Source organism: Nodularia harveyana UHCC-0300 (assembly GCF_034931085.1).
GTDB classification, from domain to species: Bacteria; Cyanobacteriota; Cyanobacteriia; order Cyanobacteriales; family Nostocaceae; genus Nodularia; species Nodularia harveyana.
In genome coordinates this window covers 192,970-212,497 of record NZ_JAYGHG010000001.1, presented here as the reverse complement: position 1 = coordinate 212,497, position 19,528 = coordinate 192,970, and the positions used below count along the sequence as shown (strand labels likewise).

Sequence of the window (19,528 nt, the reverse complement as noted above, 5' to 3'; positions counted from 1 at the left end):
TCACAAGGAGGGTTTCCCTCCGGGTGAACTTCGGGGGAGGGGGTAGGGGTGGGGTCTTATAAAAATGTAGCCGCAATCTACAAAAAAGTTGTGTAACTTTTGCCAATAAGCGTTAGTATAATTATTGCTTAACCAGGGAACTCTGCTACAGTCTATGCCTAGAGCTTCAGTAATTGGATTAGGAAAGTCTGGTATTGCTGCGGCGAGATTGTTAAAACGGGACGGTTGGGAGGTAGTGCTAAGTGATAGTAACACCTCCCCCAGCCTCCTTAAACAACAACAACAACTCGCTCAGGAGCAAATCACGGTAAAATTAGGACATTCCCTTGATTTAAATGACACTGATTTAATTGTTGTGAGTCCCGGTGTCCCTTGGGATATTCCCGTCTTAGTCCAGGCGCGAGAATTAGGTATTAAAACCATCGGCGAAATGGAACTAGCTTGGCAGAATTTGTCAACTACCCCTTGGATAGGCATTACCGGCACCAATGGCAAAACTACCACCACCTCTTTAATAGCCGCAATTTTTCAAGTCGCCGGCTTAAATGCTCCCGCCTGTGGTAATATTGGTTACGCTGCCTGTGATCTGGCTTTATCTACAAAAATACCAGACTGGGTAATTGCCGAAATCAGCAGTTATCAAATAGAATCCTCAGTTAGCCTCGCCCCCCGCATCGGCATTTGGACTACTTTTACACCAGACCATCTGGCAAGGCACAAAACATTAGAAAACTACTATAATATCAAAGCTAAATTATTAAGTCAGTCCCATTTGCAAATATTTAACGGTGATGACCCCTATTTAAATAAAATGGGTATTAGTCATTGGCCTGATGCTTATTGGACAAGTGTTAAAGGTGAAGATTTTTTAGTTAGTGAACAAGGCTTTTATATTGCAGATGGTTGGGTTGTGGAGAAGTTAAAACCCAACTTTCAACCAGAAAAAATTCTCTCCGCCTCGGCTTTGCAAATGGTAGGAGAACATAACCTGCAAAATCTGTTAATGGCTGTCGCAGCTGCGCGGTTAGCTGGAATTAAACCCGATGCTATTGAGACTGCAATTCGGAAATTTTCTGGTGTTCCCCATCGTTTAGAACATATTTGCACTTGGGAAGGTATTGATTTTATTAACGACAGCAAAGCCACTAATTATGATGCGGCGGAAGTGGGTTTAAACTCTGTCAAAAGTCCCGCAATTTTGATTGCTGGAGGGGAAGCTAAACCCGGTGATGATACTGGCTGGTTAGCCAAAATTCAAGCTCAAGCGGCGGCGGTGTTATTAATTGGTAGTGCTGCACCCGCATTTGCTCAACGTTTGCAAGCTGTAGGTTATACTAATTACGAAATTGTGGGGACTATGGCTGAGGCTGTACCTCGGTCAGTAGAATTGGCTAAAGAATATCAAGCTTCTGTGGTTTTGTTGTCTCCAGCTTGTGCCAGTTTTGACCAGTACCCTAATTTTGAGGCGCGGGGGGAAGATTTTCGCAAGTTGTGTCTGTTTTGGGTGAGTTATAGCAAACCCCAAGGATCTGAGGACAGAAACAGATAATTTAACCCTTGATTGTCGTCCCTCTGGGTTTGCACGCCTTAAATTCAAAAATTCTGATCTTTTCAGTAGATAATATGTTCAGTGCTAAATTATTAGTGATAATATCCTAAAAGAGGATATTATTCATACTCATGCAATACATACAGCCAACGCTTTTCAAATCTAACGATGAAGAGAAATCCTCCAAGAAGCGAAAGCAGGGAGGCGAAGCAACTTCAGACCTTGTGATGTCTGCCTATTTAGCAGGTAATGCTGATGTTTTTCCGGAAATTCTCAACTTACACGTTCCTGAAGGCTCAATCATCGCAGATGTCACTTGGGGAAAGGGAGTTTTTTGGCGGAATGTGCCAGATGATAAATATCAGCTATTGGCTACTGACATATCCACAGGAGTAGACTGTCGTAAATTACCTTATGAAAATGGGTCAATTGACTGCGTAGTTTTAGATCCTCCTTATATGGAAGGGTTTTATAGAAAAGAAGGCTCAGTTAAAGCTGGCTCTGGTACACACTCAGCATTCTCAAATGCTTACTCGAATGGTGATGAAGTGAATGGTGATACCGAAAATGTTGGTACTAAAAAGTGGCACGCCGCAGTTACAGATATGTATTTCAAGACTGGAAATGAAGCTTACAGAGTTTTAAGAAAGGATGGAATATTCGTAGTTAAATGTCAAGATGAAGTGAGTGCTGGTAAACAATGGTTAACTCACGTTGAAATTATTAATGACTACGAGAAAAAAGGCTTCTATACAAAAGACTTATTTATAGTCATGAGAACTAACAAGCCTTCGGTTAGCAGACTTAAAAAACAAATCCATGCTAGAAAAAATCATTCATACTTTCTAGTTTTTATTAGAAAAGGTTAGTTTTAAATTGATTATTCTAACCCAAATTCTGAGGGGTCAGAGCCTTCACCAGCATCTAACATTTCATCTAATAATAACTTTAAATCACTATGAAAAGGTGGTTGTGGCGGCCATGTTACTGGTATAAGACTTGAGATTAAAGCACATTGCTCTTCGGGAGTATATTTTTTGTAAGAAGAGCAAGGCAAATCTCTATTTCTGGCAAATTGAAATTGCCACTTTTTATTAAACTCATAACAGTTAACAGCAAGAATATCAAATTCCCCTCTTAAAAGAAGTGTAGTTTTCAAGGTTTTACCACTTTTAAAAGTAACTATACGACTGTCACTTGCATCTACTTGAGCCTTACCCAACCAAAGTTTATTTTCTGCATTAAACTTAATTTGGCTTTTTTGCAAGGACTTCGATTCAACACTAAAAACTCGATGATGATAGATAATATGCAAATCACCCTTTTTCTTTCTGTCATGGTCATCAAACTTTTTCATCGACCTTACCCCAGGGAAAGCAGATATTATCTCCCTAAGCTTAAGTTCTGCTACGTAGCCAAAGAGCATTCCTCGAAGACTGGGATTCTCTAATAGAAGAATTGTCAATTCATCAGATGTAACTTCCCATTCATCCATTATAGTTGGCTTAGGCAATGTCTCGGTACTTATGCTTCGGATCAGCTCACAAGGGTCAAACTGAAGAGCTTCTGAAATTTCAATAAATTCAACAATATCAAGCCTACGTTCACCACTTTCATATTTAGATACGAAAGATTGTGGGCGGTTTAAAGCTTCTGCAAGTTGTGCCTGAGTTATTGATCTAGCATGGCGATACTGCACCAGCAGTTCTCGAAATCTTCCATATTGCTCCGTAAAAATGGATGAAGTCATAGTTTACCTCCTTAATTAAAAGGAAGTTTAATATCCTAATATGGGATATCCCAAAATCGGATATTAATAGGTTAACGATAATTTGCAATTTCAATTAATTGGTAAAATGTAAGCAGCAGCAAATTTTGATTGTTATGACTGTAAAATCCGATCCTGAAAAGGATAAGAATTTAAATCAGGAAACAGAGGAGGAGGAGGAAAAGGTTCTCTGTCCTCATTGTCTCCGCACTGCTACTAATGGGGTGAAGTGTAAGGGGATATGTGTGGCTGATAGTGATTATTAGGGTGGTTTCTCACGCAGAGGCGCGGAGAAGGAGAGGGTATGAGTACCCCTGCGGATTATACTTTTAATGGACGCTTTTGTAATGGCAGTTCTTGGCGATCGCCTGGTTTGGGTTCTATTACTTGTGTGTTTAAGTTGTTTTCCTGAAGTAGCGTGTTAAATTCTTCTCCGCTTCCTTCGGCTTTTAAGAAATTTGTAAGGAAACCTTCAAAAATGACATCTCCACCCGCAGCTGTGGGAAGCATGATTTGTGGTTGTAACCACTTTGCAACTTCTAATGCACTTTTTCGCCCTTTAATCACGGGTATTCCTAAAGGTAATGTCACATCCACTATGGGAGTAATCACTACATCCACTGGTGCATATTTTTTAATTTCTGCTGAATGATTTCCATGTGGCTCATAGTAAAGTTTCAAACCACTGCTTAAGTCGGTAATTACATAACCATTTTCTACTAAGTTATAGCCGACTGTGGAGCCAGGAACAGCCGTGATTTCTAGTTGTTCATTTAATATGAAACTTTGACCATGAGCTAGGGATGTCACCGAACTATAACCGAAACTCTGCAATAATTTTGCCGCATTGGGGGAACCCACAACCGGAATTTGGTGGTCAAGTTGTTTTAAGGTAGGTGGATGACTATGATCCTCTAAACCTTGAGACAGCAAAATTAAATCAATATTCTCTGGTATGGCGCGTTCTTCTGTTCTATAACCTTTAAAAAACCACTCCACATTCCCAAAGGTTAAAGAACCCACTAGCCAAGGGTCTAATAATATCCGTTGGTTGTTAATTTCCAGTAACCAACTATTACTGTCTAACCAAGTTAAATACATAATCAAATTTTAAATAACACCTACCCTTATTATGCCTGGATTTAACCCAGTACGGCAGTAAAATTTTAATCTTTAAGACCGCAACTGTCCTATCATCAGTGCCGGATTCCAGTAAGCACGAGTTGTTTTAATTTTATTAGCTGCGTTAATTTCAAAAATGGTAATTCCTTCAAAGATAACTGATTTACCCCTTTTAGTCACACCGTGCATTGTCCACTTTACCGCCGCTTCATTCGCCGCCACAAATATATGCTCAGTTGTGGGTTCGATTTTCTGAAAAAATCCTTGTAACTGCGCTATGAACTCCCGATATCCCTCATGCACTTTTGTCGGTGGTTCACCAACAGGATCATAACTCATGGCATCTTCCGCAAAATTATCTACCCAGCCTTCAGGATTCATGGCTGCAATATTAGCAAAATAGGCAGATATAATGGTTTCAATGGCTGAATGTGCTATCATACGAGGCCTTTAGTAATAGATAGAAAACTGTTATGAATTATACAGCTAATTTACGACATTAAGCATTAAATATACATCTTCCATCATCCTAAGACATTGGAAAGTTTCCATTACTATTTTCTACATTTCTTTCCAGACGAAAGGTTAATCTCACCGTTAGAATGTAACAGATATTACCGGAGAAAAATGTGAAAAAAGCAGTTATTGCCAAAATTCTGATTTCATCCCTGAGTTGCTTGAGTTTATTTCTTCCCAGTCAAGCTGATGCTCAGTTGTTACCACAACCTTGGGTTTCTATTGGGGAAAAAGATGGCGATGTTACCTATGCTGTAGGAGTCAGAGCTTTAGATTTTGGGGTGGAGTTAGGACAAGGCCCTGATGGTTCTACTGGAGCAGATATTTTGAAATTTATCAGCTTACCAGTGATTTCACCTTATGTCGGCGTGGGCTGGTATTCAGAAGATCAGGGAGTAGCTTTTTCTGGTGGTGTTCAAGTCGGTGCTAGCGATAACGTGTTTATCGGTGGTGGTTATAATTCGGTGCGCGGTGTCAACGGTCAATTGGGAATTAGATTTTAATTATTATCCCGTGAAAATCCCTGAATGATTAATTTGGGGATTCTCCATCTTTGCGTTCCGAATAATCATCAGCAGACATAGGATCTAATTCCCCACGAGCATCATCACATGGCTAGTGTGGAGATAGGATTCCTATTTGATTTTTGTTAGCGTAACCTGCCCTATGCGCTTACAATCTCGGCATAACACAAAAAGGTTTTTCCCTACACCCCATTCCCTACCTACGCAAATAAATTCATAAATCATTTAGGAAGATATGTCTAAATGAGAAAAAGTTGATATTGAGATAGTCCACTTCATGTCAAATATTAGCCCCTTTCCTCAAAAACTAGGTTTCTTCCCTATGATATCCTTAGCCTCTGGTGGAGTTGCTCATATTCTTAGTAATAATTTAAGATTTAAAATCAGCAACAAAAATTGATAAAAATATTTGTCTAATCATTAAGAGTTATTTAATTAAACAACATAAATATTGTCAGCAATAAAGGCTAAGTCCCATACAGCAACTAGGTTTGAGGTATTAATTATCAAACCCATTCGCCAAAACTCCCGTTTCATTATGACTCTAACTTTTGAGACAATCAGAAGCGATTTCATAATCATGCATTTATAGTTATTTCAATGGCAAAGGGAGAAAAAATTCATGAAATTAGCTTACTGGATGTATGCGGGTCCAGCCCACATCGGCACATTGCGAGTCGCTAGTTCCTTTAAAAACGTCCATGCGATTATGCACGCCCCATTAGGCGATGACTACTTCAATGTCATGCGCTCGATGTTATCACGAGAGAAAAACTTCACTCCTGTGACTACCAGCGTTGTTGACCGCAACGTTTTAGCTAGGGGTTCCCAAGAAAAAGTGGTAGATAACATCGTCCGCAAAGATGGTGAAGAACACCCAGATTTAATTGTGTTAACTCCCACCTGCACATCTAGCATTCTCCAAGAAGATTTACACAACTTTGTGGAACGGGCGCAGCTGGACTCAAAAGGGGATGTGATGCTAGCGGATGTCAACCACTACCGCTTTAATGAACTGCAAGCCGCCGATCGCACCCTGCATCAAATCGTGCAATACTATATCGAAAAAGCCCGGAAGCGGGGCGAATTACCAGAGGGCAAAACCGCAAAACCTTCTGTTAACATTATTGGTAACTCTACACTGGGTTTTCATAATAACCACGACTGCACCGAACTCAAGCGGCTGATGGCAGATTTGGGAATTGAAATCAATACAATCATCCCGGAAGGTGCTTCAGTTCATGACTTGAAAAAATTACCCCAAGCCTGGTTTAATTTAGTTCCTTACCGAGAACTGGGTTTAGCCACTGCTGCGTACTTAGAAGAACAATTCGGAACTCCTTGTGTAGATATTACGCCGATGGGTGTCGTAGAAACTGCTCGCTGTATCCGTAAAATTCAGCAGGTAATTAACGCCCAAGGCGCTGAAGCTAACTACGAAGAATTTATCAACGAACAAACCATGAATGTCTCCCAGGCGGTTTGGTTCTCCCGTTCCATCGACTGTCAAAACTTGACTGGTAAAAAAGCCGTGGTCTTTGGCGATAATACCCACGCTGCGGCCATGACCAAGATTTTGTCCAGAGAAATGGGGATTCACGTTGTTTGGGCGGGAACCTACTGTAAATATGATGCAGACTGGTTCCGGGAACAGGTGAGTGAATATTGCGATGAAGTGCTGATTACCGACGATCACGGGGAAATTGGGGATGCGATCGCCCGCGTCGAACCCTCAGCCATATTTGGTACACAAATGGAACGCCACGTCGGGAAACGCTTAGACATTCCTTGTGGTGTCATCGCTTCACCCATACACGTCCAGAACTTCCCCATCGGTTACAAACCATTTTTAGGTTACGAAGGAACAAATCAGATCACAGACTTGATATACAACTCCTTCACCTTGGGAATGGAAGATCACCTTTTAGAAATCTTCGGTGGACACGACACCAAAGAAGTAATCACCAAAGGAATATCCGCCGACTCAGACCTCAACTGGTCTAAAGATGGACAAGCCGAACTTAACAAAATTCCTGGATTTGTGCGAGGTAAAGTCAAACGCAACACCGAAAAATTTGCTCGTGAACGCGGCTTCAAAGAGATTAACGCCGAAGTGCTTTATGCAGCCAAAGAATCCGTAGGTGCTTAATCAAAAACTTGTTTAACCAACAAAACCCCTCTCCTGATTCAGGCTATCCGTTACTCACATCTTTCTTAACATGACCGTAAGCTAGACTGTGTATGAAAGGAAACAGGGAACAGGCTTGAAACTCTGTAATTATAAGGGTTTCATTATCTGTTCCTGTTCTAACCTCCTTAGCAGTTGCTATATGTTAAGTATCTTGTTTGATTATTAAAAAACATCCGTGTAATGGATAACCTTGCAGGGGAGAGTTTTGCAGAGGGGTTATATCTAGTTAAATACTCCCCAGTCTCTACAACTTATTCAACAACTCCTGAGTTAACTGAGAAAAAGCTTTCGACCCAGATGATTGGGGTGCAGTTAACACAACCGGCATAAAACTATCAACAGCCTTAGCCACATTCATATCAACTGGTATTTGTGCCTTACATATTTTATCTACACCAAAATCTTCCACAACCCGGTGCATAACTTGTCTATAATATCTACCATTTAGCAGATTAGAACTAGCCATACTAAAGACAATTCCCAGCATTTTGATATTTATCTTTGCCTCATGTTCATGACTATCTTTTAACTTCGCAATCCGTCTTTCTAATAGCTGAATACCCACCACAGATAAAGGTTCAGGTTTAGCAGGAAGAATGTAGAAATCACTGGCAGATAAAGCACTACGAGTTAATAAATTATAGCCAGGCGCACAATCTAGAATAATGAAATCATATTCCTCTCGCACTGGTTTTAAAATATTATTTATTAACACTCTTTCAAAACGATTCCACACAGTTTCAAAGTCCTCTTCCCCCAAAGCGCTTGCTTCTTGGTGCAGCATTTCTGAAACTACAAACTCATCATATAAGTCGATATCTCCCGGCAATAAATCTAGTCCAGGCAGGTTACATACTTGAGATTGAATAATATCATGAATTGTCAGTTTTGCTTCTGGCTCAGGATTGATAATTTGGTCGATTAAATATCTAAATGTCTTGCGTTGTTTGCGAAGTTTGGCAAAGCCTAAAGGTGACATTAAACTCAGTGTGGCGCTGATTTGGCTATCTAAATCTAGCACTAGCACTCGCTTACCATGATTTTTGGCTAAACAAGTAGCAATGTTGACGGTGAGGGTCGTTTTACCAACGCCGCCTTTCATATTTGCAGTCGCAATTACATTTCCCATTAGTTAAATCCTTTGTTGACCAATTCCCATATTAGAGAAAATACTCAAAATTTTTACCTCACGCAGAGACGCAGAGGCGCGGAGAGTATGAGTGAAATCTATACAAACATCTGTAAATGTGAATTTAATTTACGAGAACTATAATATATACATTTTTTGTAAAAATACTAAATATAGAGTTATTTATATACATAGTAGATAAAATTTCTTATAATACAACTTTTAAGTATCTGTGTTATATTTACAACTAAGTCTGTTGTTTCCGAATGTAGCAATTTTATTGAGGTAAACTACATTGCCTTTTAATCCTGAACTGTGTCGTAATGAAAGCGAAGTTGAAAGCAAACTCATAGTTCAGTATTTACTGCCACAGTTAGGGTATACTCCCGATACATGGCATCAAGAAGTTGCCCTTGGTAGCATTCGTTTGGATTTTTTGGCATTTGCAGTACAAGTTATTCCCTTGGTTTTAGATGCTAATTCGCCGATGAGTGTTGTGATGGAGGCCAAGCATCCAAAGCAAAATTTAAATAATCATGTTCACCGACTCAGGCATTATTTAACCAGTTTGAATGTGCGATATGGGTTGCTGACTAATGGTAAGGAGATCAGAATTTATGAAAAGTTACAATATGATATTCAGGTAGTTTTTCAGTGTTCTGGAAAGGATGTTGAAACGAAGATAGATAAAATTAAATCTTTTATTGGTAGATATAGTCTGCGAAACATATCACCAATAGGTAAGTTAAATATTCAATTATTTGACGAAAATTCAATTTCAGATATTAAGAAGGAAGATTCAGTGAAAAAGATTGCAATTTATCATAATAAAGGCGGCGTTGGTAAAACTACTATCGCAGTTAACCTTGCAGCTGCTTTAAGAAAACAAGGTAAGAATGTATTATTGATTGATATAGATTCTCAGGCAAATACAACTTTTGCGACAGGATTAATCAAATTTCAATTTGAAGAAGATGATGATTTGAAAGATCATAATGTATTTCATTTATTAGAATCAGGAGAATTTAATTTCATATCAGATATAGTACGTAAATCAGATTATTTCAATAATCCAGAAATTGATGTTATTCCTTCTCATATTACGTTAATTCAAGAGCAGGAAAAACTTAATAATATCTTGGCTAGTAGAAGTAGGTTAGTTTCCAAACTACAACGAGTAGAAGACGAATATGATGTTGTTATTATTGATACCCCACCTTCAAGAGATTTGTATGCCCAAGTTGCACTAATTGCTGCTGATTATTTGATTATTCCTTCAGACTTAAAGCCTTTTGCTAATCAAGGTTTACCAACAGTCAGAAATTTTGTAAATGAAATAAATGAGTCTAGAGAAGTGATGGGTAAGCAGCCTATCAACATATTGGGAGTTCTTGCTTCTAAAATTTCAACTAATTCTAAATTTTTACAATACACTTTTCCAAGACAGAGAGAAGTCATTTCAGAGCGTTATCAAATACCACTGATGGAAACAGTAATTTATGATAGAACGGCATTATCAGAATGTATGAATCAGACTATACAAGTCGGAGATTTAGAATATCCTGATCCCAAGTCTATTATGAAATTTGCAGAATTAAAGACTTCGGCGCAAATTTCTGCTGAAGAATTTAAAATTTTAGCTGATGAAGTTCTTCAAAAAATTGGGGTTGCATAATGATTAAATTTTCCTTATTAGATGTAAAATCTATCACTTCTGATATACCTCGTTCCAATTTTGCCGAGGCTGATTTAGAAAACCTTGCCGATATGATTTTAGAGAGTGGTGGTATTATTAAACCGCTAGTTGTAAAAGTCACAGGGGTAGAGACTTATAGTGTAATTGAGGGGCATTTTGAATACTATGGTGCTGTTCGGGCAAAAGAAAAAAATCCTCGTAAAGGTGAAATGGTAAACGCCTGTGTTATATCACCAAAAGAAGAAGATTCAATTATAAAGCAAGCCTCAGCTATTAAGGGTATAGACTATTATGATAAACCAATCAATTTACCTTCTGAAATATCTGGAATAACAAAAGTTGAATTACGCTTAACAAACCTGGAATTACGAGTTGAGAAGCAAATCAATGAATTAAAATCCGAACTGCTTCAAGACAGACAAAGTATAGATAGTAAGCTCAAAAAAATTGAAACCGAGACACCTAAACAAATTGCACCTTTAGAAATATTTAATAATTGCGAGCCATCTCAACTAGTCCTCAAATTAATCAATGCTGGATTTAACCAAAAAGCAGCCGAAAAAGTTGCGACAAGCGTAGACAAAGAAAGTAAAAATAAAAAGTTTGATTCTTTGACTGATGTAATTGAACGTGTAAAAATTCCCAGTGGAAAAAAACAAATTAGAGGTATAACTCCTGAAAAAATGGTAGTAATTCTTGATATTTGGTCACGTATATAGTCACGCGAGTAGGGTGCGTTAGCGGTAGCGTAACGCACGAAAATCTTAATAATGGTGCGTTACGGATTTCATCCTAACACACCCTACAATATTGGTTTTTTTCATAAATCAAACCGAATTTTTCTAGCTATTTAGAATTGAATAAACTGGAATCCAAAATCTTTATTTCTAGCAAATAGGGTGCGTTAGTTCTTTGAAACGTACCCGATGATATTTGTTTTTATAATTTTACCGAAATTACACCTTGGGATTCCAAGACAGCCGCAACCTGTAAAATTAAGGCTTCGTTGTAGGGTGCGGCGATGATTTGCACACCGAGAGGTAAAGTATCAGGAAGCTGAATTGGGACTGATAACACAGGTAAACCAATAAAAGATAATGGTTGGGTGAATAAGCCTAAATGAGGACGCACCGGAATTTCCTCAGCATCTAAAATCATGGTTTTTTGCCCAATTAGCGGTGCAGAAATGGGTGTGGTGGGGGCGAGAATTATATCTACATTTTGCCATATTTCCCGGAGGCGATCGCCATACCATCTTCTAAATCTTTGTGCTTGTAAATACCAACTGCTCGGTATTAATGCCCCAGCTAAAAAGCGATCGCGTGTTGCGGGATCAAAATCCTGGGGACGTGACTTCAATTGATCTAAATGCAGATTTGCCCCTTCACAGGCCGTAATCACAAAGGCGGCTGCACGGGCGCGGCGGGCTTCCGGTATAGTTATATAGTCAGTTACACCTAACGCCTCGGCTACTTTCTGCACTGCGGCTAAGGCCTCTGGCGACGCACCTTGAGTAAAATAATCATCGGCTATGGCTATTCTAATTTGAGAAATATCTTGATATAATTTTGGTACAGATAATTCGGGAGAGCGTTTTGTACACACCGGGTCACGGTCATCCTCACCTTGCAGCACATCAAAAGCCGTTGCAATATCCTTTACAGAACGGGCAAAAGTACCAACATGGTCAAGGCTGCTAGAAAATAAAGCCACCCCAGCCCTAGATAAACGCCCATAGGTGGGTTTAAAGCCCAGCACGCCACACAAAGCCGCCGGAACCCGAATTGAACCATTAGTATCAGAACCCAGCGTCAAGGGGACTAAACCCGCCGCTACAGCCGCAGATGAACCACCAGAGGAACCGCCAGCGACTCTTTCTAAATCGTGGGGGTTATGGGTGACACCATAATGAGCATTTTCCGTGACAAAGCCATAGGCGTACTCATCCATATTTAAAGCCCCCACCAGTATCGCCCCGGCTTGTTTTAACTTGGCTATGGCTGTCGCATCTTGGCTAGCTGGGGGATTTTCGGCATTGATTTTCGACCCCGCCAGAGTTGTTAAACCAGCGATATCATAGAGATTTTTCACTGCAAAAGGCACACCAGCCAAAGCGCCGGGATTTTTCCCTTGGGCGATTTCCCGATCAATTTGCGCCGCATCTGTTAAAGCTGTTTCCGCAGTTATGGCTGTAAAACAGTTGAGTTGAGGATTTTGTGCCGTAATTCTCGCTAAAGCAGCTTGCGTAACTTCCACCGCGCTAACTTCCCCACGACGCACAGCAGCAGCGATAGAAACAGCATCATTCATGGTTCAAACACCGATGCAGGTTCAACTTCCTCCGGTAAAGGAAACTCATTGACGATTTGAGCGATCGCACTAATTATCTCAAAATTCTGCACCACCCCATCCACATATTCCTCCCTTAGCTGTAACCCCAACAACAAAGCCATCTCCTCAACGTAACTCCTCATTACTCCTCCTTTGCGCCTCTGCGCCTCTGCGTGAGATATAATCCTAATTGCGGTGACGACTGCGTAACCGTTCAGCACTACCAGTAGGAATAGAAGCAATTAATTTTTGTGTATATTCTTTCTGGGGTTCTCGGTAAATACTTTCGGCTGTTCCCTGTTCCACGATGTGACCACGATTCATCACCAAAATGCGATCGCTCATAAATTTAACTACACTTAAATCATGAGAAATGAAAATATAAGTCAGCTTAAATTCATCCTGCAATTCCTTCAGCAAATTTAACACCTGCGCCTGAACAGAAACATCCAAAGCCGAAACCGATTCATCGCAGATCATAAACTTAGGATTTAAAGCCAAAGCCCGCGCAATACAAACCCGTTGGCGTTGACCACCAGAAAACTGATGAGGATAGCGATTCATCGCATCTGCACTTAAACCCACCCGTTCCAGAAGTTCCACCACACGTTCTCGCCGTTGTCTCTTTGTCTTACCCACAGAGTGAATTAACAACGGTTCCATCACCGCATCCCCAATATTCATCCGGGGGTCTAGAGAACTAAAGGGATTTTGGAACACAATTTGCATTTCTCGCCGCAACTTCTGCAAAGCTTCACCCCGGAGTTGAGTAATATCTTGTCCCTCAAAGATAATTTCCCCACTCATCGGTTCAATTAACCGCAACAAACTCCTCCCCAGAGTGGTTTTACCACAACCAGATTCTCCCACCAAACCCAGAGTTTCCCCAGGCTTGACATCAAAAGAGACATTATTCACCGCCATGTTGTAGCCGTTCACCATACCAAATAGCCCCCGTATCGGAAAACCCACCTGGAGGTTATGCACTGATAATAAAGGTGGCTGAGTATTCAAGTTGTCCCATCGTTGAGACATTTCCTCAAGGGTAATTTCTGGAGGATGTAGGGGTTCTTTCGCCCGAATGACTTCCTCACCATAGGGATTTTCTTCCACAATCATATAGTCGGAAACAGTCAGGAGTTTGTGAGGACGGTGGTTGAGTGTCGGGCGACAAGCCACCAAACCCTTAGTATAGGGATGTTGGGGATTACTGAATATTTGTGCAGTTGCACCGCATTCGACAATTTGACCTTTGTACATCACCGCTACTTCGTCAGCAATTTCCGAAATTAGTCCCAAGTCGTGGGTAATAAAAATCATCGCCATCTCACGGCTTTGCTGCAATTCTGCCAACAACTCCAGAATAGTGGCTTGGACGGTGACATCTAAAGCTGTGGTGGGTTCATCAGCAATTAATAGCAAAGGATTACAAGAAATCGCCATTGCAATCATCACCCGTTGTAGCTGACCGCCAGAAAGTTGGTGCGGGTAACGTTCTAGGATAGCTGCTTTCTCCCGTTTGACTAATCTAGCCAGCTTTAATTCATTGGATTCACCTGAAGTTTGCTGACATTGTTGTAGTATAATTTCATCATTAGGTAAAAGTTTAACCTCTTGCAAAAGTGCGATCGCCATTTTTTGGGCTTCAGTTTCCGAGACATTCTGATGTCGCCTAATCCCTTCAGTTAACTGAAAACCGATAGTAAAAACTGGATTTAACGAAGTCATTGGTTCCTGAAAAATCATAGCGATATCGCCACCCCGGTATAGCTGCATTTCTTCAGCAGAAAACGCCACCAAGTTAATCCCCTCTGTATGAGGCTGAGGACGAAACCAAACCTCACCCCCGCGCACTTTACCCGGACTCTGCAACAAACCCATCACCGCCAACGCTGTCACCGATTTACCACTACCCGACTCCCCCACTATTCCCAGAGTTGCACCACGATTAACCTCAAAGGATATATTATCCACAGCTTTGACATTGCTACCATCACTGGAAAAATCAACTTGGAGATTACGAACTTCTAGGACAGCTTCTTTCATAGGAATCAGGTATAAATATTCAGGGAAAATTATTAGGATTTTAGCAATACTTCTGATCCTATATTGCCCCCCAGGGAATTTTTACCCAATCTTATCCCAATTTCAGCATATCTCTACTTCATGACTTCATATAAAAAAACCACCAAGACGCATTAGCGCAGCGTCTCCCCTTGGGAGAAGAACGCCAAGAAAAACCCCTTCGTGAGTTTGTGTCAAAAAAAATTATCCTTCACCCAGTGCATATTTGATGAAAAATCATCTGTGGAGAATTAATTAAACCCTGATTTTATCCTTTAACTTAGTTACCTGTAAATTTTCAGCCAGCGATAATCTTGGGTTTTCTACCATTAACCCAACATACTGTTAATTTAAATCTTACAGTTTACAAGTCTCGACGCGAGAGAAGAGAACCTCCCTCCCCCAACCCAACAACATAACACCTCTCATACGGTGCTATAGGAAGGTGGGCTTCCGGTACTTTTATATCAAAAGTAATATCTTTGTAGTACAACCACGAACCTCCTTTTCTCCATCCAACTTTGTCCCCAAAAGCTTCCCAGATTTCCGCGTCGTACTCTCTTGTTCCCCCCAAACTTTGATAAATGCGCTTTTGGACAGAAAACCCAAATCGCCCATTACTATATTTTACCCACAACTGGTCAATAGTGCGGAGGTCTTCACAGGGAAACTTATCAATACTGTCATCATCTAACCAACCTTCTTTTTCCCGCTTCGCTACAGCTAACATAACGCGCCTTGTTTCCGTATCTGCTTCTTTCCATTTCCCCCCAGCGAGTAACTCACGCAACTTCCCATAGTCCATCCCCACAGATGATCTTAGTCCCCCCTCCTCGCTTGCGGGGAGGGGGTTAGGGGGTGGGGTTCTTCTCTCTGAGTTTGCGGAGTTAGGGGGTGGAGTTCTTCTATTAAATGAAACCGGATTTAAAACATTAACAACTTCCGCAACAGACTGATAACGCTGTTTAGGTAAAGGACTTGCTAACCTTTCCAGAATCTTACCCAATTCATCACTAACAACATTCCCATTCAGATAATCTCGCCATACCCATTCCCCTTCCATCACATCATATAAATCAAAGGGGCTGATGTGAGTTAATAAATGCAGACAAGTTACACCCAAACTATATAAATCACTAATAAATTTAGGCTTTCCCATTGACTGTTCAGGGGCGCAATATTCCGCAGAACCGATAATTGTACCTGTAACTGTGCGCTGTTTTTGCTCAACTACCTTCGCTGCGCCAAAATCCACTAAAAATAATTTGTTGTCAGAACTGCGACGAATGATATTCTCAGGTTTAATATCTCGATGAATTACCTGTTGACTGTGAACAAACTGCAAAATCTCTAACAGTTCTATTAATAATTCTCTAATCTGCTGTTCTGAAAAAACGCCCTTTCTATTTAACTCCGCTTCCAGAGTTTCCCCTTTCACAAATTCTTGTACTAAATATTGGCGATTATCTGCGGTAAAATACGCCATTAACTCTGGAATTTGCGGATGTTTTCCCAGTTCTTCTAAACGTTCGGCTTCTTGTGCAAATAACTGAGAAGCCGTTTCAATACTATCAGTTCCCTGGGCTTGGGGGAGAAATTGCTTAATCACACAATAAGGTTTTGAGGGTTTATCTTCGTCAACGGCTAAAAATGTCCGCCCAAAACCCCCTTGTCCTAAAATTGACTGCGGTGCATACCTCTCTCGTAGGAGTAACTTACTACCGCACTTTTGGCAAAATTGGAAGCTATCCGGGTTGGGGTGCAGACATTCAGGGTTAAGACATTGACGCATAGATTCACAACCACTGATGTGTTATTTATGGCTGTATAAATTATACATGGTTTTCTCCTGGGATGCGCCCCATCCTGATCAAGTAGAAAAAAAATTCTTAATCTTAATCAGGAGAGGGTTAGAGTGAGGTTTGAAAAGTTTTTAATGTATAAATAAACCCCGCTTCCATTCCTCTCCCCGACCTCTCCCTAACCCTCTCCTACAAGGAGAGGGGAAAGGAATTACTTTTATTACTGGAGAGGCTTTGAAACCCCCATTCCCTGGTAGGGAAGGGGGGAAGGGGGGTTAGGTTTTTGGAGATTATTGGTTTCATCTAATACTTTTCAAACACCCTCTAAGGCTTGATCGTCCATATCGCCAACAACCACAGTGTAATCACCACTATAATGGAGTAGTTTAGTGATAGCTGATCCAATATTTCCGCTGCCCAAGATAGTTACACGATACATTATTGTCATTAGCTTTAAATTCTGTATCAGAGTACCACAAATTTACCCAAACCAAACCCTACCACCAATAATCACAACCACTGTTAAAACACTAATAGTAAATACATTCCTTGAAACAAACTCAATTGTTGATGTCCATGAGTATAAGCATCCCAACCATCTATATCTAAGACTATTTGTTGTGGGTCTTCAGGATGATTTTCAATAAATTTATCCACGAAAAACCGAGGTAATGCAGCCGAAAAACACAATTCTTACACCCTCTCCTGAGTGTGGAGAGGGTCGGAGTGAGCTAAGAATTATGAGGAATTACTCTACCGCAGGGATAAGTTGCTACCTCCTGGGATGCCATATCCGCTACAGCAGCCGGGACTTTATCCGATGGTTGCGCTAAAGCTGCTAAATAGTCGGTTTGTAACTTCGCATACATTGCTTCCCTTCTGTCGTATAACCGCTTCAGAGACCGGGGTGGACACTGGTTGAGAACATACGCTGTCATTAACGGTAATGCAATGGTGCTATCTGTGTAACAAACAATGGTGCTGGGTAACTCTTCCGGGTCGATTTTACCCCAGCTGACAGCTTCCGAGGGAGTTGCACCGGATAAGCCCCCTGTATCTGGTCGCGCATCGGTAAACTGGACAAAGTAATCATGTCCCCGTTCTTCTAGTCCTAAGACCTCGTGAATCTGCGGTTGAGTTTGTAACAAAAAGTTTTTCGGACTACCACCACCGAGAATGACAGCAGCGCTTTTCCCTGCTGATTCTCTCGCACAATAGGCGATCGCAGCTGTCTCATTCACATCTATTGAAGGATCTATCACTAACTTTGAACCTTCCAAAGCTAACGCCGCCACATTCATTCCAATGGAACTATCACCAGGGGAAGAAGTATAAATAGGTACGCCACACTCATAAGCCGTAGCCAACAAACAAGAATGCTGTATCCCCAACTGCTGTTCTACCTCTCGGACATACTTACCTAAGAGATAGTGAAACTCAGCCGTTCCCATAGTTTTTTGAAATGCTTCTGCTTGGAGAATTTTGCGGATAAAAGCATCAGTTTCCAGCAGCACATCATAGCCGAAAACAATATCATAAATTCTGATCGTACCGTCTTGGCGCAGCTTGACATCATCTAAAAACGGATTACCAGCAAACAGTTCAAAACCCAACCCGTAGTGCATATCATGGTAAAGATTTGCACCTGTACTAATCATCCAATCAATAAAACCGTTGCGAATTAGAGGTGCGAGGGCGGAAACCCCAAAACCTGCTGGTGTCATCGCCCCAGAAAGGCTAACTCCCACAGTCACGCCATCTTTTAATACATCATTACTCATCAGATGGCAGATTTCTCGCAACCGTGCTGAGTTGTAGGCTGTGAAGTAATTATTAATCAAATCTACCACGCCGATATCAGTAGACATAGGTATGGGTGAGATTTTTTTACCCGGTTTTTTAGACATTTTGGCACTCCTGAATGGTAAACACGCCGAATTTATGTTATCTAGGTTTCAGGTAATTTTGACATGATTTATCAGGAATCACCCGATAGACATTACCCAGAATCCACAAGAATTACAGGACTTACGCAAAAACTCTCACTTCGACAAGTGTTACAGTGAGCCTGTCGAACTGCTCAGTGACCACTCACATTCTGATTTCTCTGTGTCCTCTGCGTCTCTGTGGTTGGTTATTCCGTAATTTGTGCGTAAGTCCTAAATTATACTCATGTAACAATAGCAAAAAGATGAATCCAAATAATTTTGTCGGAACTTGGAAATTAGTATCCTGGGAAACAAAATCCCCCGATGGTGAAATTCTCCGCCCATTTGGAGAAAATCCCATTGGTTATATTACATACACCCAAGCTGGTTATATGTCTGCCACAATTATGAAATCCCATCGCCGTAATATTGAAGTACCCTTAGCAGACTTAATGAATGCGAGAAAAATATTCCTAAAACCTTGGCTATTAATTACTGCGGGGAAGTATATTCAAGCAATTATGAGATATCTTCAAGCATCAGCTAACTATGTTTCTTATAGTGGTAAATATGAAGTTCAAGCAGAAACAGTAATTCATCATGTTGAAGTTAGCCTCATCCCTGATTGGATTGGTACAAAGCAAGAACGTCAATTCCAATTTATGGACGATAAGCTGGTATTAATCACCCCTCCTATCGGTGGAACACCTCAAAGGTTAACCTGGGAGCGGGTTTAATATTTAGGTGTTAGAGGATGTTTGAAACCTATAGAAATTTGTTAGCATTTGATTATATAGTCAATCAAGTTTTGATCCAATTTTTATTCAATCAGCATTCTGTAAAAATTTAGTGAATTAACTCCTGCAAAAATGTAGCTATTCAACATTTTTACTGATGTCAAAGCTATA

General features: G+C 40.6%; 16 protein-coding genes and 1 pseudogene. 7 read left to right on the top strand and 10 right to left on the bottom strand.

Annotated features, from left to right (window positions below):
- Positions 1–154: 154 nt before the first annotated feature.
- Together murD and VB620_RS00965 are read left to right on the top strand one after the other, a co-directional pair.
- On the top strand, positions 155–1,549 hold the full coding sequence (gene murD / locus VB620_RS00970; RefSeq protein WP_323194250.1) for a UDP-N-acetylmuramoyl-L-alanine--D-glutamate ligase: 1,395 nt from the start codon (positions 155–157) through the stop codon (positions 1,547–1,549).
- Between the two features lie 131 nt (positions 1,550–1,680).
- The gene (locus VB620_RS00965; protein ID WP_323194249.1) at positions 1,681–2,418 is read left to right on the top strand and encodes a DNA methyltransferase; all 738 of its coding nucleotides are present in this window, start codon (positions 1,681–1,683) and stop codon (positions 2,416–2,418) included.
- An 11-nt stretch (positions 2,419–2,429) separates the two neighbouring features.
- Here VB620_RS00965 and VB620_RS00960 read toward each other — a convergent pair whose 3' ends face one another.
- From VB620_RS00960 to VB620_RS00950, 3 genes are all read right to left on the bottom strand, one after another.
- Positions 2,430–3,299 carry a helix-turn-helix domain-containing protein gene (locus VB620_RS00960; RefSeq protein ID WP_323194248.1) on the bottom strand — a complete coding sequence of 290 codons (870 nt, stop codon included), beginning with the start codon at positions 3,297–3,299 and terminating at the stop codon, positions 2,430–2,432.
- A 339-nt stretch (positions 3,300–3,638) separates the two neighbouring features.
- Positions 3,639–4,418, bottom strand: coding sequence for an MBL fold metallo-hydrolase (locus tag VB620_RS00955; protein WP_323194247.1), 780 nt, complete (start codon positions 4,416–4,418; stop codon positions 3,639–3,641).
- A gap of 72 nt (positions 4,419–4,490) precedes the next feature.
- A complete protein-coding gene (locus VB620_RS00950) occupies positions 4,491–4,880 on the bottom strand; it encodes a nuclear transport factor 2 family protein (protein ID WP_407674171.1) in 390 nt (129 codons plus the stop codon).
- A 188-nt stretch (positions 4,881–5,068) separates the two neighbouring features.
- On the opposite strand from VB620_RS00950, the gene VB620_RS00945 reads away from it, so the two are divergent.
- Complete coding sequence (locus VB620_RS00945) at positions 5,069–5,458, top strand: hypothetical protein (RefSeq protein WP_323194246.1); 390 nt, start codon at positions 5,069–5,071, stop codon at positions 5,456–5,458.
- A 643-nt stretch (positions 5,459–6,101) separates the two neighbouring features.
- The gene (gene bchB / locus VB620_RS00940; RefSeq protein ID WP_323194245.1) at positions 6,102–7,628 is read left to right on the top strand and encodes a ferredoxin:protochlorophyllide reductase (ATP-dependent) subunit B; all 1,527 of its coding nucleotides are present in this window, start codon (positions 6,102–6,104) and stop codon (positions 7,626–7,628) included.
- A 286-nt stretch (positions 7,629–7,914) separates the two neighbouring features.
- On the opposite strand, the gene VB620_RS00935 is transcribed toward bchB, so the two are convergent.
- Entirely contained in the window at positions 7,915–8,799 is an 885-nt protein-coding gene (locus VB620_RS00935; protein WP_323194244.1) for a ParA family protein, read from the bottom strand.
- Positions 8,800–9,094: 295 nt separating this feature from the next.
- Between VB620_RS00935 and VB620_RS00930 the strand changes: the two genes are divergently transcribed.
- Together VB620_RS00930 and VB620_RS00925 are read left to right on the top strand one after the other, a co-directional pair.
- Positions 9,095–10,474: an AAA family ATPase gene (locus VB620_RS00930; protein WP_323194243.1), complete on the top strand. Its 1,380-nt coding sequence runs from the start codon at positions 9,095–9,097 to the stop codon at positions 10,472–10,474.
- A complete protein-coding gene (locus tag VB620_RS00925) occupies positions 10,474–11,214 on the top strand; it encodes a ParB N-terminal domain-containing protein (RefSeq protein WP_323194242.1) in 741 nt (246 codons plus the stop codon). Before VB620_RS00930 ends, VB620_RS00925 begins: the two co-directional genes overlap by 1 nt.
- A gap of 220 nt (positions 11,215–11,434) precedes the next feature.
- Here VB620_RS00925 and VB620_RS00920 read toward each other — a convergent pair whose 3' ends face one another.
- From VB620_RS00920 to VB620_RS00895, 6 genes and pseudogenes are all read right to left on the bottom strand, one after another.
- Complete coding sequence (locus tag VB620_RS00920; protein ID WP_323194241.1) at positions 11,435–12,805, bottom strand: AtzE family amidohydrolase; 1,371 nt, start codon at positions 12,803–12,805, stop codon at positions 11,435–11,437.
- Positions 12,802–12,969, bottom strand: coding sequence for a DUF4089 domain-containing protein (locus tag VB620_RS00915; RefSeq protein ID WP_323194240.1), 168 nt, complete (start codon positions 12,967–12,969; stop codon positions 12,802–12,804). The genes VB620_RS00920 and VB620_RS00915 overlap by 4 nt, the downstream gene beginning before the upstream one ends.
- 43 nt (positions 12,970–13,012) lie before the next feature.
- Complete coding sequence (locus tag VB620_RS00910) at positions 13,013–14,872, bottom strand: ABC transporter ATP-binding protein (RefSeq protein ID WP_323194239.1); 1,860 nt, start codon at positions 14,870–14,872, stop codon at positions 13,013–13,015.
- A 382-nt stretch (positions 14,873–15,254) separates the two neighbouring features.
- Positions 15,255–16,682 (bottom strand): GUN4 domain-containing protein, encoded by a 1,428-nt coding sequence (locus VB620_RS00905; RefSeq protein ID WP_323194238.1) that lies wholly within the window; start codon positions 16,680–16,682, stop codon positions 15,255–15,257.
- 550 nt (positions 16,683–17,232) lie between these two features.
- Positions 17,233–17,358, bottom strand: a pseudogene (locus VB620_RS00900) (transposase); the annotation flags it as partial.
- A 65-nt stretch (positions 17,359–17,423) separates the two neighbouring features.
- Positions 17,424–18,599 (bottom strand): homospermidine biosynthesis protein, encoded by a 1,176-nt coding sequence (locus VB620_RS00895; RefSeq protein WP_323194237.1) that lies wholly within the window; start codon positions 18,597–18,599, stop codon positions 17,424–17,426.
- A 284-nt stretch (positions 18,600–18,883) separates the two neighbouring features.
- Between VB620_RS00895 and VB620_RS00890 the strand changes: the two genes are divergently transcribed.
- Entirely contained in the window at positions 18,884–19,357 is a 474-nt protein-coding gene (locus tag VB620_RS00890; protein ID WP_323194236.1) for a lipocalin-like domain-containing protein, read from the top strand.
- The last annotated feature ends 171 nt before the right edge of the window (positions 19,358–19,528 follow it).

Bases quoted from the DNA above. Each gene is read 5' to 3' on its own strand.
- VB620_RS00915 (WP_323194240.1), bottom strand. From the start codon at position 12,969: ATGAGGAGTTACGTTGAGGAGATGGCTTTGTTGTTGGGGTTACAGCTA.
- VB620_RS00890 (WP_323194236.1), top strand. From the start codon at position 18,884: ATGAATCCAAATAATTTTGTCGGAACTTGGAAATTAGTATCCTGGGAA.
- VB620_RS00955 (WP_323194247.1), bottom strand. From the start codon at position 4,418: ATGTATTTAACTTGGTTAGACAGTAATAGTTGGTTACTGGAAATTAAC.
- VB620_RS00920 (WP_323194241.1), bottom strand. From the start codon at position 12,805: ATGAATGATGCTGTTTCTATCGCTGCTGCTGTGCGTCGTGGGGAAGTT.
- VB620_RS00965 (WP_323194249.1), top strand. From the start codon at position 1,681: ATGCAATACATACAGCCAACGCTTTTCAAATCTAACGATGAAGAGAAA.
- murD (WP_323194250.1), top strand. From the start codon at position 155: ATGCCTAGAGCTTCAGTAATTGGATTAGGAAAGTCTGGTATTGCTGCG.
- VB620_RS00895 (WP_323194237.1), bottom strand. From the start codon at position 18,599: ATGTCTAAAAAACCGGGTAAAAAAATCTCACCCATACCTATGTCTACT.
- VB620_RS00910 (WP_323194239.1), bottom strand. From the start codon at position 14,872: ATGAAAGAAGCTGTCCTAGAAGTTCGTAATCTCCAAGTTGATTTTTCC.
- VB620_RS00950 (WP_407674171.1), bottom strand. From the start codon at position 4,880: ATGATAGCACATTCAGCCATTGAAACCATTATATCTGCCTATTTTGCT.
- VB620_RS00935 (WP_323194244.1), bottom strand. From the start codon at position 8,799: ATGGGAAATGTAATTGCGACTGCAAATATGAAAGGCGGCGTTGGTAAA.
- bchB (WP_323194245.1), top strand. From the start codon at position 6,102: ATGAAATTAGCTTACTGGATGTATGCGGGTCCAGCCCACATCGGCACA.
- VB620_RS00905 (WP_323194238.1), bottom strand. From the start codon at position 16,682: ATGCGTCAATGTCTTAACCCTGAATGTCTGCACCCCAACCCGGATAGC.
- VB620_RS00925 (WP_323194242.1), top strand. From the start codon at position 10,474: ATGATTAAATTTTCCTTATTAGATGTAAAATCTATCACTTCTGATATA.
- VB620_RS00960 (WP_323194248.1), bottom strand. From the start codon at position 3,299: ATGACTTCATCCATTTTTACGGAGCAATATGGAAGATTTCGAGAACTG.